Origin of the sequence: Streptococcus infantarius subsp. infantarius ATCC BAA-102 (genome assembly GCF_000154985.1) — a bacterium.
GTDB classification, from domain to species: Bacteria; Bacillota; Bacilli; order Lactobacillales; family Streptococcaceae; genus Streptococcus; species Streptococcus infantarius.
In genome coordinates this window covers 1-15,844 of sequence record NZ_DS572688.1, presented here as the reverse complement: position 1 = coordinate 15,844, position 15,844 = coordinate 1, and the positions used below count along the sequence as shown (strand labels likewise).

Here is a 15,844-nt window from a genome sequence, read left to right as displayed (position 1 = left end):
TATTTCCTTGAATGTTGTATTTTATTTTTAGCGTGGTTTTAAAACGTTACCCGTTTCCACAACAGGTCTTCCTGTTTATGTCTAGCCTGTCAATTATTGGTGGATTTGCTATTTATTTATGGAACTTCCGTCGAACAGGCTTTTCAATTGCAAAATTTTAGCTGGAATTTTTGCTCTCGCATTTATGATTCTTTTGCCCCCATCAGGCTATCTTGATACAGCAATAGATGATTTAAGCATGATTGTCTTCTTTTTATTGTCGGTAAGTGTTGATAAAGATGATGATAATTTAATCACTGCACTCTTTTATTTCAAGCTAGTCGTGGCTATTATGGTTTTATTAGCTTACAATGGACATCTTATTTATGATGTCTCTGGAATAAGACCGCATACAGAAATTGTAAGGCACTCTTATGGTATGGCTTTATGCATCCAAACTCACTTGGACTGTTTTTCATTACTTTAATTTATGATTTTTCACTGCTTAGAAAGCCTTATCGCTTTGATGGTGGAATAATCATGTTGTTAACAGCTTTGCTTGTCTTTTCAGTGACGGATTCAAGAACATCATTTTTCATTGCACTTGGTATTATCTTGTGTTATTTCTTGAAACCAATTTTATTGAAAATTAAAGTTTCAGGATATGTTATCATACCATTTGTTATAGGAATGTTTGCGCTTGGCCTTGCTTTACCGAGATATTTTACACCAGATAATCCTATCTTTGTAACATTGAATCATCTATTTACTGGAAGAACTGGCATCGGTCATGCGTATCTGGAGCAATTTGGTCTCAATTGGATGCCAAGAAATATTCCAACATTTACAGAGATTAACGGTGTTCCAATGTATGATGATAGTTTCTATGTTGATGCGCTTTTGCGTCAGGGGATTATTCTTTTCTGTATGTACCCAATCTTTTTATTGGTTCAATTAAAAGGTAAAAAGTTCACGCTTTTCCATACCTTGCTTTTCTTGTTGACATTCTTTATTGGTACTATGGAACATTATGGAGCAAGTGTTGAAATCTGCACTATCTTATTGCTGAATTATTTTGCGGTTTCTGGTGATAAGCTAGATGAGAAATATTGAAATAGCGTTTAATTTTCGTTATAATAATAGAGTTATGGGAGTCCATGGCTCTATTTTTGTATTGCAGTGAAAAAGGAGTGGACCAATGTAGCCACTATAATCGTTAATGAGTGATACGTTTTTAAAGAGATAATTAAGATTAATAAGGAAATAAAATGACAATTCAAGATGACATTAAAAAACGTCGTACATTTGCCATCATCAGTCACCCGGATGCTGGTAAAACGACAATTACAGAGCAATTACTTTATTTTGGTGGAGAAATCCGTGAAGCAGGTACCGTAAAAGGTAAAAAAACAGGTAACTTTGCTAAATCTGACTGGATGGATATCGAAAAACAACGTGGTATCTCTGTCACATCTTCAGTGATGCAATTTGACTACGCTGGTAAACGTGTGAATATCCTTGATACGCCAGGGCACGAGGACTTCTCTGAAGATACTTACCGTACCCTTATGGCCGTTGACGCTGCAGTCATGGTTGTCGATTCAGCCAAAGGTATCGAAGCACAAACTAAAAAACTATTTGAAGTTGTAAAACACCGTAACATTCCAGTTTTCACTTTTATTAACAAACTTGACCGTGATGGTCGTGAACCACTTGATCTTTTGGAAGAATTGGAAGAAGTGCTTGGTATTGCAAGTTATCCAATGAACTGGCCAATCGGTATGGGTAAATCATTTGAAGGGCTTTACGACTTGTACAACAAACGTTTGGAACTTTACAAAGGTGATGAACGTTTTGCGGACTTGGAAGAAGGGGATAAACTCTTTGCTAACAACCCATTTTACCAACAAGTTTTGGAAGATGTTGAATTGCTTGAAGAAGCAGGAAATGAATTCTCAGAGGAAGCTATCTTATCTGGTGATTTGACACCAGTATTCTTCGGTTCTGCCCTTACAAACTTTGGTGTGCAAACTTTCCTAGATACTTTCTTGAAATTTGCACCAGAACCACATGGTCACAAAACAACTGAAGGTAATGAAATCGACCCTTACGATAAAGATTTCTCAGGATTTGTCTTCAAAATCCAAGCCAATATGGACCCACGTCACCGTGACCGTATTGCCTTTGTTCGTATCGTATCAGGTGAATTTGAACGTGGCATGAGCGTTAACTTAGCACGTACGAAAAAATCAGTGAAATTATCAAACGTGACTCAATTTATGGCTGAATCACGTGAAAATGTTGAAAATGCCGTTGCTGGTGATATTATCGGGGTTTACGATACAGGAACTTACCAAGTTGGTGATACTTTGACTGTCGGTAAAAATAAATTCGAATTTGAACCACTACCAACCTTCACGCCAGAATTGTTCATGAAAGTTGCTGCTAAAAACGTCATGAAACAAAAATCATTCCACAAGGGGATTGAACAATTGGTACAAGAAGGGGCTATCCAATTGTACAAGAACTACCAAACAGGCGAATACATGCTTGGTGCTGTTGGTCAATTGCAGTTTGAAGTCTTCAAACACCGTATGGAAAATGAATACAACGCTGAAGTTGTTATGACGCCAATGGGTAAAAAGACTGTTCGTTGGATTAAGCCAGAAGATCTTGACGAACGCATGTCTTCAAGCCGAAATATCTTAGCTAAAGACCGTTTCGATCAACCTGTTTTCCTTTTCGAAAACGACTTTGCACTTCGTTGGTTTGCGGATAAATACCCAGATGTTGACTTAGAAGAAAAAATGTAATGGTAAAAGGTCTGAGCACTGCTCAGGTTTTTTTTGCTTATTAGCATAAAAAAACAGCCCTGACGAATCAGAGCTGTTTTTTTTTGAGATTATGAAAAGAAAAGTTTTAGGATGTTTATATTTTAGTTTCTTTACATTAAAGAAAACTTAAAAATCATCCAAAAAAGCATCAATTACTTTTTTATAGAATATTTAAATAATTGACACTATGAAAACGTGTTAATCATAATAAATGAAACTGTTTCCTATCTTTTTGACCTAGAATGTGTTACACTAGTTAAGTTGTTAAACAACGAAACTAAAGTTTAATAAGGCAGCTTCGCACTGCCTTTTAGAAAAGAGAAAAATTTGAAATTTACAGAACTTAACTTATCGGAAGCAATCCTTGCTGCTGTTGAAAAAGCAGGCTTTGTTGAGCCTTCTCCAATCCAAGAATTGACAATTCCTTTGGCATTGGAAGGTAAGGATGTTATCGGACAAGCGCAAACTGGTACAGGGAAAACAGCTGCCTTTGGTTTACCAACCTTGGATAAAATTGATACAAGTCGTAATCTTGTCCAAGCCTTGGTTATTGCTCCAACACGTGAATTAGCAGTTCAAGGTCAAGAAGAATTGTTCCGTTTTGGTCGTGAAAAAGGTGTTAAAGTCCGTTCAGTTTACGGCGGTTCAAGCATTGAAAAACAAATCAAAGCTCTTCGTTCAGGTGCTCATATTGTTGTTGGGACACCAGGTCGTTTGCTTGATTTGATTAAACGTAAAGCTTTAAAACTTGAACACGTAGAAACCTTGATTCTTGATGAAGCAGATGAAATGCTTAACATGGGATTCTTGGAAGATATTGAAGCAATCATCAGCCGTGTGCCAGAAAGCCGTCAAACTCTTCTCTTCTCAGCAACAATGCCAGAGCCAATCAAACGTATTGGTGTAAACTTTATGAAAAATCCTGAGCATGTTAAGATTGCTGCTAAGGAATTGACAACTGAATTGATTGACCAATACTATCTTCGTGTCAAAGAAAATGAAAAATTTGACACAATGACTCGTCTTATGGACGTTGATCAACCCGAATTGTCAATTGTTTTCGGTCGTACTAAACGTCGTGTTGATGAGTTGACACGTGGTTTGAAATTGCGTGGTTTCCGTGCAGAAGGTATCCATGGTGACCTTGACCAAGGAAAACGTCTTCGTGTTCTTCGTGATTTTAAAAATGATAACCTTGATATCCTTGTTGCAACTGACGTTGCGGCACGTGGACTTGATATTTCAGGTGTTACACATGTCTATAACTACGATATTCCACAAGATCCAGAGAGCTATGTTCACCGTATCGGTCGTACTGGTCGTGCTGGAAAATCAGGTCAGTCTATCACTTTCGTTTCTCCAAACGAAATGGGATACCTTGCAATCATTGAAAACTTGACTAAGAAGCGCATGAAAGGTCTTAAACCTGCAACAGCAGAAGAAGCCTTCCAAGCTAAGAAAAAAGTTGCCCTCAAGAAAATTGAACGTGATTTTGCTGATGAAACAATTCGTGCAAACATTGAAAAGTTCAAAGGCGATGCTGTTAAATTAGCTCAAGAATTCACACCAGAAGAATTAGCACTTTACATCTTGACTTTGACTGTTCAAGATCCAGATACTCTTCCAAAAGTTGAAATTGCGCGTGAAAAACCATTACCATTTAAACCATCAGGTTCAGGCTTTGGTGGTAAAGGCGGACGTGGTCGTAACGATCGTAACCGTGGCGGACGTGATAATGACCGTCGTCGTGGTGGCTATCGTGGAGATCGCAACCGTGATCGTGACGATCGTGATGGCGGACGTCGTGACTTTAAACGTAAGTCTAACAAAAAACGTAAAGACTTCGAAAATAAAGATAATAAACGTCCACACCGCACATCAAGTGAAAAGAAAAACGGCTTTGTTATCCGTAACAAAGGGGAAAGATAATAGTAAAACGCACTCTGCTTGAGCAGGGTGCGTTTTTGGTTAAGCTTTGTGTTCGTTAATATAATCGAGTTTTTGTTGTCGTGTTTTTTGTTTAAAATAGCTTTCTGCGGACATGGCGGCTTCTTTGCTGTCAAAGCTTTCTTGGTAAATGAGTTTGACAGGTAAGCGGCTTTTTGTGTATTTAGCGCCTTTACCTGCATTATGCGTTTTGATGCGGCGTTCTACATCAGTAGTGTAGCCAGTGTAGAGCGTACCGTCTGCGCACTCAACTACGTACATATAAGCTCTTTTAGTCTTTCTTTCCGTTTTTTCCATAATAGATTTCAAAAATATCGTCGGTATACTCGCCATTTTCTTTGTGAACAAAGAGTGGTGGGAGAATTTTTAGACCGTCAGTAGAGCCGTCTTTAATCGCTTCAATCAAAAGCATATTAGTATCTTTGCCCATTTTTGGGTAAACGAATTGGATGCGTTTTGGTGCTAGATTGTAGTGTCTCATGGTATCGATGATGTCTAGAAAACGATCAGGCCTGTGCACCATAGCAAGTCTTCCATTTGATTTTAGAGCGTGTCTGGCTACTTCACAAATTTCTTCTAAATTGGTAGCAATTTCATGTCTAGCAAGAAGGTAGTGTTCAGAAAGATTTTTCTTTGACGTTTCTGAAACCTTGAAATAGGGTGGGTTACACAGAATCAAATCAACACCAGAACGTGGCACGTGATTGAGCAGATTTTTCAAATCGTCATTAATCATCTGAACTTGGTTTTCTAATTGATTTAGCTGGATTGAACGCTCTGCCATATTTGCCAAACGCTCTTGCAATTCTACCTCGATAATTGGTGCTTTGGTGCGCGTGCTAGCAAAAAGTCCTATGGCGCCATTTCCAGAACAAAGGTCAACAATCAAGCCACGTGAAGGGATTTTTGGAAAACGTGACAGTAAGACACTATCGATAGAATAGCTGAACACATCTTTATTTTGAATAATTTTGACATCTGTCGAAAAGAGCTGGTCAATACGTTCGCCAGCTTTTAAAATTGATTTAACCATGACACCTATTATAGCAAATTTTAGCTTTTCTCACTAGTTAGGTAATGATTTTTCGGCTCAAGCATGGTACAATGTTAAAGAATGATTGAAGAAAAAGGAGTAAATCTGTGTTTTATACTTATTTACGAGGATTAGTGGTTTTCCTACTTTGGATTATCAATGGAAATGCTCACTATCATAATGAGGACAAAATTTTAAGTAAGGATGAGAACTATATCTTGGTTGCTCCGCACCGTACTTGGTGGGATCCAGTTTATATGGCATTTGCTGCTCGTCCGAAAGAATTTATTTTCATGGCGAAGAAAGAATTGTTTACGAATCGTATCTTTGGTTGGTGGATTCGTATGTGTGGTGCCTTTCCAATTGACCGTGAAAATCCAGGGCAAAAAACTCTTAAATACCCTATTAACATGTTGAAGAAAAGCAATCGTTCACTTGTGATGTTCCCAAGTGGTAGCCGTCATTCAACCGATGTTAAAGGTGGGGTTGCTGTTATTGCTAAAATGGCGAAGGTTAAGATTATGCCAGTCGTTTATGCAGGACCAATGGAATTAAAAGGGCTTTTGACTGGAGAACGTGTGGATATGAACTTTGGTAATCCAATTGACATTTCTGACATCAAACGCATGAATGACGAGGGGATTGAAGAAGTGGCAAATCGTATTCAAACAGAATTTGACCGTTTGGATGCTGAAAATGCGACTTATCATACCAACAAGAAACCAAATCCATTAACTTACATTTACCGTATTCCTCTTGGACTTGTGGCGATTATCGTTGTTCTGTTGACATTGCTCTTTAGCTACATTGCAAGCTTTGTTTGGGACCCAGATAAGCACCGTAAAATGAAATAAATAAAAAAAGCTCGGATCTTCCGAGTTTTTTTTCGAATAATTAAGTAAGGGCTCCCCAGGAGCCTTTTTTTTAATGCTTAAAAGGTGAGGTAATAGGATGATTGAAGAGATGAAAGAAAGACTTTTGGAACATAAGACGGTAGCAGCGGTTTTAGGAACAGTGCTTGTTATGCTTGTGGCATTCTTTGCTTGGTCTAGTATGACTAGACCGAAAACACAGCTACAGAGTGATTTACCTGCACTTTCTAGTAGTATCCAAGCAAGTTCAAATTTTGAACCAAAAAAGACAAAGACTATGACGTCTCATTCTCAAGATGACTCTGGCAAGATTTTTATCGATATCAAGGGTGCGGTTAAAAATGAAGGTGTTTATGAATTATCATCAGGCAGCCGTGTTATGGATTTGGTCAAAAAAGCTGGCGGATTTACAGATGATGCTGATAAGAAGTCAGTCAATTTAGCTGAAAAATTAGCTGACGAAGCGGTTGTCTATGTGGCAAAAATTGGTGAAGAAGTCACACCAGCAAGCACACCTTCTCAGGCTAAAGCAACGACAGCTAGCGGGGTACAAGGTGATGATTCAGCGCAAATCAATCTTAACACCGCAACTACGGAAGAACTCCAAACCATTTCTGGCATTGGGGCTAAACGTGCGCAAGATATCATTGATTATCGTGATGCTAATGGTGGTTTCTCATCCGTTGATGATTTGAAAAATATTTCTGGCATTGGTGAGAAGACTTTGGAAAAATTAAAATCTGAGGTGACTGTTGATTAAGTATCTTCCCATTAAGCCAATTCAATTGGCTTTTTTGCTCACTTTACTTTATTATTTTTGTTTTGAAAAAGTGGTGTTATGTCTGATTTTACTCCTGTTAGCCTTGCTGTTTTTATGGCAACAGTATGGTTGGAAGGCTTGGTGTCAGGTTTCACTGTGCTTGGCTTTCTTTGCGATATTTTTCCTGACTAAGGCTAATCAGACAGAACAGGTTTATCAAGCGGCGCCAGCTCATTTAACAAAAATCCAGATGATTCCTGATACGATTTCGGTTAATGGTGATTTATTATCCTTTCGAGGTAAGGAAGCTGGGCAGATTTACCAAGTTTTTTATACCTTGAAGTCAGAAAAAAAGCAGGAATTTTTTAAAAATCTTAATCAAACAATGTTTTTATCAGGGCAGGTGGATTTAGAAGAGGCAACGCCACAGCGGAATTTTGGTGGTTTTGATTACCGCACTTACCTTAAACATGAAGGCATTTATCGGATTGCTAATCTTTCTTCGATTACTGAAATGAGACAGCAGAGCTCTTTAAGTTTTTTTGAACGACTACATGAACTTAGAAGACAGGCGATTGTCAGTATTCAAAGGAATTTTCCTGCTCCCATCCAACATTACATGACTGGCCTTTTGTTTGGATATTTGGATAAGTCTTTTGATGAGATGAGTGATGTATACACGAGTTTAGGGATTATTCATCTTTTTGCTCTGTCTGGTATGCAGGTAGGCTTTTTTGTGGCACTTTTTCGTTTTATTATTTTACGTCTTGGGTTACGGCGAGATTATGTGGATATACTGCAAATCCCGTTTTCACTTGTATATGCTGGCTTGACAGGCTTTTCGGTATCAGTTGTTCGGAGCCTTGTTCAGTCTGCTTTTGCAAATCTTGGCATAAAAAAATTAGATAATCTTGCCTATACTTTAATGACCCTTTTTATTTTGATGCCAAATTTTCTACTGACGACGGGAGGCATTCTTTCGTTTACTTACGCTTTTATCCTGAGTTTTATTGATTTCGATGAGCTTAGTCATTATCGAAAAATCCTTACAGAATGTTTGGCGATTTCGCTGGGAAGTTTACCGGTTTTGCTATATTTCTTCTCAGTATTTCAACCCTTGTCGCTGCTTTTAACAGCTATTTTTTCACTGGCTTTTGATACGCTTATCTTACCTGTTTTGACCTTTGTTTTTCTTTTATCACCTCTGGTTAAAATTACCGCGTTAAATCCATTTTTTGTTTTTCTAGAAACTATCATCAAATTTAGCAAGTCGCTGGTTGGTACCCCACTCGTTTTTGGCAGACCAAGTCTAGGAATTTTGTTGTTATTACTTTTGACAATAGGGCTTCTCTATGACTGTTATCAACGTAAAAAAGTGGCCATTTTCCTTCTTAGCTTAATAGCTCTGCTATTTTTCCAAATCAAGCATCCGCTGGAAAACGAAGTGACGGTGGTTGACATTGGGCAGGGAGATAGTATTTTTGTGCGTGATGTTAAAGGGCATACGCTGTTAATTGATGTCGGAGGAAAAGTGAGTTTTAGTGAGAAAAAATCGTGGCAAAAGCGCTTAGCTGATAGCAATGCTGAGCGGACACTGATTCCTTATCTGAAAAGTCGAGGAATTGGTAAAATTGACCAGTTGGTTTTGACGCACACGGATACTGACCATATGGGTGATATGCTGGAAGTTGCAAAAGAGCTGAAAATTGGTCAAGTCCTGGTGAGTCCAGGAAGTCTCACAAAGCCAGATTTTGTGGTTAAACTTCGACAAATGAAGACGCCAGTTCGCGCAGTTTTTGCAGGAGATAACTTGCCAATTATGGGAAGTCACTTGCAGGTGCTCTATCCAATTGAAGTTGGTGATGGTTCTAATAATGATTCGGTGGTGTTATATGGCAAGCTTTTAGGTAAAAATTTTTTGTTTACAGGAGATTTGGAAGAAGAGGGCGAGCAACAGATGATAGCAACTTATCCCAATCTGCCAGTTGATGTTTTAAAAGCAGGACACCATGGTTCAAAAGGTTCATCAAGCCCAGAATTTCTAGAGCATATTTCACCGCAAGTTGTTCTGATTTCCGCAGGACAAAATAACCGCTACAAGCATCCTCATCAAGAAACGCTTGAACGCTTTCAAGCACAAAACATGACTATTTACCGTACTGATGAACAAGGTGCTATCCGCTTTAGAGGGCTGAAAACTTGGCACATTGAAACAGTGAGGTAAAAGAGTGAAAATTATCCAAAGAAATACATATTAATTTCTTACCAGTTTTAATTGAAGTATTAGAGTTAAAATTGAAAGCATACTAAAAACAGTAGTCGATTGACTACTGTTTTGCTTTGCAATTAAATCGGTATAAGTATATACTATGTTCTATACAAAGGAGATTTAGTGATGACAGGAGTTGAGCGAGAAGTTGATTTTGTTAAAGAAATCGAGAAATTAAAAACTGTGACGCGTTTTAATAGGACATTGAATGGGCGATTTGAAAATAGTGCGGAACATTCTTGGCAGGTTGCATTAGTAGCAAACTTTTTTCAAGATTATTTTCCCGAAAAATTGGACATAGGAAAAGTGACTTTAATGCTTTTACTCCATGATTTGGGAGAAATTTACGCAGGTGATACTTGGGTGTATGATACCACAGGCAAAGCCGTATCTCATGATAAGGAATACTTATCGTTACAGAAAAGTTTAGCAGTCTTACCAATCATTCAAGGCGAGAAATTTACAGAATTGTGGCTTGAATTTGAAAAAGGAAATAGTCCAGAATCAAGATATGCTAGAATTATTGATGCTTTGGTACCGCTGATTAATCATTTGGTTGTTTCAGAAGAAGGTTATAATCCCGATAAATTAACGGCTGATAGAGTTTTGGCTAAGAAAGCTTTCATTAAAGAAGATTCAGAAATTTTGTGGTAATTAGCAAAGGAATTAATTGAAAGAAGTGTTGAAAAAGGACTATATGACTGAAGGTGAAGAGTTTGAGTAACGCCAAAAATGAATTGGAATTGAAATATCAGCTATCTGAAGAAGTTTTGAGTATTTATAAAGAGAAAAAGGCGTGCTTTGTCTCTGTGGGTGAATGTCTTGAAACAGATATTACGGTTGATCTACCTAATTTTGAAAGGAAATCTAAAGGAATAGTCATTCGCTATCGCATAATAAGTGTTGGGAGATACTTGTTGACGATTAAACTCAAACGTCAAAATAATCATTGCAAAGAATATGTAGAATTAGAGTATTCTAGTGATTCTGATGATAGTCTTGCTTTTTCTGATATTCAATGTTTATTACAAAAGGAATTGGATGTAGTACTTCCTCGGATTATTTTAGAAGGAAAAAATGTGTCTGAAAATTGTATTTATTTGATAAATCAATTGTACGATTTGGGGTTCACACGTTGTCGCATGTTTTCTTAGAAGAAACGTCATGAGTACAAAAAAGAAAATACGGCTGTTTGTTTTGATCTTTTTCCTAGTCATGTTGGGGCTTTTATTGAGCTAGAAGCTTTTAGTGAGGAGAAACTTATAGCTTTAAAGGAATTAATGGCTTTACCTGAACATTGTCGCATTAGCAAGAACTACGGTAAGATTATTCAAGATAGCTTGAAAAAGCAGGGATTGGATAGCGATAGAAGTAGAATTTGTCTTTTTGATGAAACATTAAGGCAGTTTGCTTATAAAAAATTCCATCGTTAACTTTCGCATGAACCATGAGTTTTTCTCATGGTTTTTTGTTATAATATCTTTATGATTGCAATCGAAGAAATTGATAAATTACGAAAAGAAAATCTTAGCTTGATTATGGTGGTGACGGGTGAGGATTTGGGACAATTTTCTCAGCTAAAAGAGCGTATGATGGAGCGCGTGGGATATGATAAGGATGATTTGACTTATTCTTATTTTGATATGACTGAGGTTAATTACCAAGATGCTGAGATGGATCTTGAAAGCTTACCGTTTTTTGCAGATCAAAAAGTGGTTATTTTTGATAATCTGCTTGACATCACGACGGCTAAAAAATCTTATTTGGATGATAAGGAACTCAAGCGTTTTGAGGCATATTTGGAAAATCCCTTGGATACGACGCGCTTGATTATTTTTGCACCAGGTAAATTAGATGGTAAACGTCGTTTGGTCAAAATTTTAAAACGTGATGCACAGATTTTTGAAGCAAGTGAATTAAAAGAAGCAGAGCTAAAAACGTATTTCCAAAAATTAGCTCACAAAGAGAACTTAGTTTTTGATTCTGGTGTTTTTGAGGCTTTGCTTTTAAAATCCAATTATGATTTTAGTGAGATTTTGAAAAACATTGCTTTTTTGAAATCTTATAAAAAAGATGGTCATATCACGGAAGATGATATTAATCAAGCCATTCCTAAAACGCTTCAGGACAATATTTTCGATTTGACGCAGTTTGTTTTGAATGGTAAAATCGATGAGGCGCACGAGCTGATTCGTGATTTGCGTTTGCAGGGTGAAGATGAGATTAAGTTGATTGCGATTATGTTAGGACAGCTCCGTATGTTTTTGCAAGTCAGCATCTTAGCCAGCCAAGGTAAAAATGAACAGCAGATGGTAGCAACATTGTCAGAATATCTTGGACGACGTGTTAATCCTTATCAAGTCAAATTTGCTGTGCGTGATTCACGTACATTATCAATGACTTTCTTGAAGAAAGCCTTAGCTGTTTTAATCGAGACAGATTATGCTATTAAAACTGGGACTTATGATAAGGATTATTTGTTTGATGTGGCTATTTTAAAAATTGCTCATGAGCATCATTAAGCGGACTTAAAAAAAGCGGTCAAATAATTTGCTAGCTAGATTAAATTCTTATATAATGATGATAACAAATAACGAAAAGGAAGAAGGTAACTAGCATGGCTATTATTTTACCGGAACTACCATACGCATATGATGCACTTGAACCATACATCGATGCAGAAACAATGACATTGCATCATGACAAACATCACGCTACTTACGTAGCAAATGCAAATGCTGCTCTTGAAAAACACCCTGAACTTGGAGATGATTTAGAAGTTATCTTGGCAGAGCTTGACAAGATTCCAGCAGATATTCGTCAAGCGGTGATTAACAACGGTGGTGGTGCTCTTAACCACTCACTTTTCTGGGAATTGCTATCTCCTGAAAAACAAGAACCAACAGCAGATGTACTTGCGGCAATTGAAGAAGCATTTGGCTCATTTGAAGATTTCAAAACAGCTTTCACGCAAGCAGCGACAACTCGCTTTGGTTCAGGTTGGGCTTGGCTTGTCGTTAACAAAGATGGCAAACTTGAAGTAACCTCAACTGCTAACCAAGATACTCCACTTTCAGAAGGTAAGAAACCAATTCTTGCTCTTGATGTTTGGGAACATGCTTACTATCTCAAATATCGTAACGTTCGTCCAAATTACATCAAAGCATTCTTTGATATTATCAATTGGGCGAAAGTTGCTGAATTATACCAAGCAGCACTTGCTGATTAATTTTTATTATCATAGCACTCTCTAATCTAAGAGGATAGGCGGATGTCTATCCTCTTTTTATGTTTAAATATGATATAATATCAGGGAATAGGGAGGAATTTTGCATGTCAGGACATAATAAATGGAGCAAAATTAAAAATAAAAAAGGTGAAGCAGACGCTAAACGCGGTGCGATTTTTAATAAATTGTCACGTGAAATTTTTGTAGCTGCTAAAGCTGGTGGTGGTGATCCATCAATGAACGCCAGTCTTCGTATGGTTTTGGATAAAGCGCGTGCGGCTAATATGCCAAAAGATAATATCAATCGCGCCATTAAGAAAGCGACAGATGTTGGTGATACAACTAACTACGATGAAATTACTTATGAAGGTTATGGACCTGGTGGGGTAGCCATCCTAGTTCACACGCTAACTGACAACAAAAAGCGTACAGATGCTAACATGCATACCATTTTCACTCGTAATGGTGGTAATATGGGCTCAACAGGTTCTGTTGCCTACATGTTTGAACGTAAAGGTTACATTGTCATTGATCGTGAAAATTTGGACTTGGACGAAGACAGCATACTTGAGTTGATTTTGGATGCTGAGGCAGAAGATTTGAAAACATCAGATGATGCCTTTGAAATCTTAACTGAATCAAAAGAATTTCCAGCTGTTAAAGAAGCTTTGCAAGCACAAAATATTGAATTCGCGCAAGCTCAACTTAGCATGATTCCACAAAACTACATTAGCCTTGATGCAGAACAAGCAGACATTTTGGAAACATTGGTTGATAAACTCGAAGACGACGATGACGTTCAAGATGTTTACACCAACATGGCTGATTAATAATGAAAAAAGAAACTTCGAATTTTTTCGAAGTTCTTTTTAAGTAATTTTGTTATTTAACAAACATGGCATCGCCAAAGCTAAAGAAGCGGTAACGTTCATCGATGGCGTGTTGATAAGCTTCTAGGACGAATTCACGTCCGGCAAAAGCTGAAACCAACATCACAAGCGTTGATTTTGGCAAGTGGAAGTTTGTTGAAAAGGCATCAACCACTTTAAAGTCGTAACCTGGTTTGATGAAGATGTTTGTCCAACCACTGTCAGCTTTGATTTCGCCGTTGAATTTTGAACCGATGGTTTCAAGGGTACGAATTGATGTTGTTCCAACTGCAACAACACGTCCACCAGTAGCTTTTACGTCGCGAAGGGTTTGGGCAGCTTCTTCAGATAAGCGGTAGAATTCAGAGTGCATTTCGTGTTCTTCGACATTGTCAACAGAAACTGGACGGAATGTTCCAAGTCCAACGTGAAGTGTCACGTAGACAAGTTTCACGCCTTTGGCTTCGATTTTTTCAAGCAATTCTTTGGTGAAGTGAAGTCCAGCAGTTGGAGCGGCAGCAGAACCATTTTCTTTGGCATAGACTGTTTGGTAACGGTTTGGGTCATCCAATTTTTCGTGAATGTATGGTGGCAATGGCATTTCACCAAGGCTTTCCAAAACTTCAAGGAAGATACCATCGTAGTCGAATTCAACAATACGTCCACCGTTGTCCAATTCTTCTACAACTGTGGCAGTCAAGCGACCATCACCAAATGATACTTTTACTCCCACGTGCAAGCGTTTAGCTGGTTTTGCCAAAACTTCCCATTGGTCGCCTTCAGTATTTTTCAAAAGAAGTAATTCAACGTGACCGTGTGTGTCTGGTTTTTCACCGTAAAGACGAGCTGGGAGAACGCGTGTATTGTTCATGACAAGAGCGTCACCAGAATTTAGCTCATCAAGAATGTGGTCGAAGTGTGCATCAACCATCTCGTGTGTTTTGTGGTCAATGACTAAAAGTTTAGAACTATCTCGTTTTTCAAGAGGTGTTTGGGCAATTAACTCCTCTGGTAAATTAAAATCAAAATCGTCGGTATGCATAATCTAACATGTTTCCTTAATATTATATTCTCAACTAATCATTATAACACAATAAACATTTTCCGTCATTTGGTCTTGTTTTAATTGTAACAATTCTAAAGAGATGGTATAATAAAAACAATAAAGGAAATGCTTAAAAATTAATGGAAAGTGATGAAAAAAGATGAAAGAAAAAATTGGAGACTACGCAAAATCAATCGTCTATGGTGGCATGGACGGGATTGTGACGACATTTGCGGTTGTTGCAGGAGCAGTCGGCGGTAACTTAGGAATTACGCCGATTGTCATTCTTGGCTTTTCAAATCTTCTGGCTGATGGCTTTTCAATGGCGGTTGGAGATTATTTGAGTTCAACAACTGAAAAATCGGTAGTTAAAGGTAAGGCAGTTAAGAATGCTGGAGCAACTTTCCTTTCATTCATCTTTTTTGGCTTGATTCCTCTTTTGTCTTACCTTTTGATTAATGTTTTTAGTATTTTTAGAGTTCACACTTTCATGATGGCTTGTATTTTGGTGTCACTTGCCCTAAGCCTTTTAGGCTTTGTCAAAGCTTTGATAACCAAGAAAAGTAAACTCAAAGAAATTTTTAGAACCGTCTTGATTGGTTTAATCGCTGCGCTATTTGCTTACTATGTTGGAAATTTCCTAGGACAGATTGCAGGAACAAGATAGACATAAAGGTCTGAGATTAATTCTCAGGCTTTTTTTATTTCTCAAAATATTTTTCTTGACAATAATTGGTATATACCATATAATAATTTTAGATAAATAGTATATACCAAAAAACAAGAATGGGGAAGTGTCATGAAAGTAATTCGTGTTAATAATCAAATTGAAGGTGGTAAAACAGCATTTGCTTTGTTAAAAGGAGCTTTGGAAAATGGTGCTAAAACTTTAGGGCTTGCAACAGGTAGTACACCACTTAGTTTCTATAAAGAAATTGCAAATAGTAATCTTGATTTTTCAGAAATAACAAGCATTAACCTTGACGAATACGTTGGTTTGGCTGCAG

Annotated in this window: 17 protein-coding genes and 1 pseudogene; 14 read left to right on the top strand and 4 right to left on the bottom strand. The window is 37.6% G+C overall.

What is annotated here, in order from left to right; all coding sequences use genetic code 11:
- Nucleotides 1–118 precede the first annotated feature (118 nt).
- The 4 genes from STRINF_RS09805 (at nt 119) to STRINF_RS02780 (ending at nt 4,742) form a co-directional block, all read left to right on the top strand.
- On the top strand, nt 119–466 hold the full coding sequence (locus STRINF_RS09805; RefSeq protein WP_006531504.1) for a hypothetical protein: 348 nt from the start codon (nt 119–121) through the stop codon (nt 464–466).
- Between the two features lie 53 nt (nt 467–519).
- A complete protein-coding gene (locus tag STRINF_RS09800; RefSeq protein WP_006531503.1) occupies nt 520–1,092 on the top strand; it encodes a hypothetical protein in 573 nt (190 codons plus the stop codon).
- A gap of 155 nt (nt 1,093–1,247) precedes the next feature.
- Nucleotides 1,248–2,792, top strand: a complete 1,545-nt coding sequence (locus tag STRINF_RS02785; RefSeq protein WP_006531502.1) for a peptide chain release factor 3 — start codon at nt 1,248–1,250, stop codon at nt 2,790–2,792.
- Between the two features lie 348 nt (nt 2,793–3,140).
- On the top strand, nt 3,141–4,742 hold the full coding sequence (locus tag STRINF_RS02780) for a DEAD/DEAH box helicase (RefSeq protein ID WP_006531501.1): 1,602 nt from the start codon (nt 3,141–3,143) through the stop codon (nt 4,740–4,742).
- A gap of 39 nt (nt 4,743–4,781) precedes the next feature.
- Here STRINF_RS02780 and STRINF_RS02775 read toward each other — a convergent pair whose 3' ends face one another.
- Together STRINF_RS02775 and STRINF_RS02770 are read right to left on the bottom strand one after the other, a co-directional pair.
- Nucleotides 4,782–5,057: a GIY-YIG nuclease family protein gene (locus tag STRINF_RS02775; RefSeq protein ID WP_006531499.1), complete on the bottom strand. Its 276-nt coding sequence runs from the start codon at nt 5,055–5,057 to the stop codon at nt 4,782–4,784.
- A complete protein-coding gene (locus STRINF_RS02770) occupies nt 5,032–5,793 on the bottom strand; it encodes a tRNA1(Val) (adenine(37)-N6)-methyltransferase (RefSeq protein ID WP_006531497.1) in 762 nt (253 codons plus the stop codon). Before STRINF_RS02770 ends, STRINF_RS02775 begins: the two co-directional genes overlap by 26 nt.
- Nucleotides 5,794–5,900: 107 nt before the next feature.
- On the opposite strand from STRINF_RS02770, the gene STRINF_RS02765 reads away from it, so the two are divergent.
- From STRINF_RS02765 to STRINF_RS02745, 5 genes are all read left to right on the top strand, one after another.
- Nucleotides 5,901–6,647 carry a lysophospholipid acyltransferase family protein gene (locus STRINF_RS02765; protein ID WP_014334451.1) on the top strand — a complete coding sequence of 249 codons (747 nt, stop codon included), beginning with the start codon at nt 5,901–5,903 and terminating at the stop codon, nt 6,645–6,647.
- 97 nt (nt 6,648–6,744) lie between these two features.
- Nucleotides 6,745–7,425 (top strand): helix-hairpin-helix domain-containing protein, encoded by a 681-nt coding sequence (locus STRINF_RS02760; RefSeq protein WP_006531495.1) that lies wholly within the window; start codon nt 6,745–6,747, stop codon nt 7,423–7,425.
- Nucleotides 7,415–9,649, top strand: a complete 2,235-nt coding sequence (locus STRINF_RS02755; RefSeq protein ID WP_174221233.1) for a DNA internalization-related competence protein ComEC/Rec2 — start codon at nt 7,415–7,417, stop codon at nt 9,647–9,649. Before STRINF_RS02760 ends, STRINF_RS02755 begins: the two co-directional genes overlap by 11 nt.
- Before the next feature lie 171 nt (nt 9,650–9,820).
- Complete coding sequence (locus tag STRINF_RS02750; RefSeq protein ID WP_006531493.1) at nt 9,821–10,348, top strand: HD domain-containing protein; 528 nt, start codon at nt 9,821–9,823, stop codon at nt 10,346–10,348.
- A gap of 62 nt (nt 10,349–10,410) precedes the next feature.
- The gene (locus STRINF_RS02745) at nt 10,411–10,848 is read left to right on the top strand and encodes a hypothetical protein (protein ID WP_223903590.1); all 438 of its coding nucleotides are present in this window, start codon (nt 10,411–10,413) and stop codon (nt 10,846–10,848) included.
- Between the two features lie 172 nt (nt 10,849–11,020).
- Here STRINF_RS02745 and STRINF_RS10730 read toward each other — a convergent pair whose 3' ends face one another.
- Nucleotides 11,021–11,143 (bottom strand): hypothetical protein, encoded by a 123-nt coding sequence (locus tag STRINF_RS10730; RefSeq protein ID WP_014334455.1) that lies wholly within the window; start codon nt 11,141–11,143, stop codon nt 11,021–11,023.
- Nucleotides 11,144–11,178: 35 nt separating this feature from the next.
- On the opposite strand from STRINF_RS10730, the gene holA reads away from it, so the two are divergent.
- The 3 genes from holA to STRINF_RS02730 all read left to right on the top strand — a co-directional run bounded on the left by holA (nt 11,179) and on the right by STRINF_RS02730 (nt 13,753).
- A complete protein-coding gene (holA, locus tag STRINF_RS02740; protein WP_006531490.1) occupies nt 11,179–12,216 on the top strand; it encodes a DNA polymerase III subunit delta in 1,038 nt (345 codons plus the stop codon).
- A gap of 95 nt (nt 12,217–12,311) precedes the next feature.
- Nucleotides 12,312–12,923, top strand: coding sequence for a superoxide dismutase SodA (gene sodA / locus STRINF_RS02735; RefSeq protein WP_006531489.1), 612 nt, complete (start codon nt 12,312–12,314; stop codon nt 12,921–12,923).
- A 104-nt stretch (nt 12,924–13,027) separates the two neighbouring features.
- Nucleotides 13,028–13,753: a YebC/PmpR family DNA-binding transcriptional regulator gene (locus STRINF_RS02730; RefSeq protein WP_043878303.1), complete on the top strand. Its 726-nt coding sequence runs from the start codon at nt 13,028–13,030 to the stop codon at nt 13,751–13,753.
- Nucleotides 13,754–13,805: 52 nt separating this feature from the next.
- On the opposite strand, the gene queA is transcribed toward STRINF_RS02730, so the two are convergent.
- The gene (gene queA, locus STRINF_RS02725; RefSeq protein ID WP_006531487.1) at nt 13,806–14,834 is read right to left on the bottom strand and encodes a tRNA preQ1(34) S-adenosylmethionine ribosyltransferase-isomerase QueA; all 1,029 of its coding nucleotides are present in this window, start codon (nt 14,832–14,834) and stop codon (nt 13,806–13,808) included.
- Nucleotides 14,835–14,997: 163 nt separating this feature from the next.
- Between queA and STRINF_RS02720 the strand changes: the two genes are divergently transcribed.
- On the top strand, nt 14,998–15,504 hold the full coding sequence (locus STRINF_RS02720) for a VIT1/CCC1 transporter family protein (RefSeq protein WP_006531486.1): 507 nt from the start codon (nt 14,998–15,000) through the stop codon (nt 15,502–15,504).
- 132 nt (nt 15,505–15,636) lie between these two features.
- A pseudogene (locus tag STRINF_RS02715) lies at nt 15,637–15,844 on the top strand (glucosamine-6-phosphate deaminase); the annotation flags it as partial.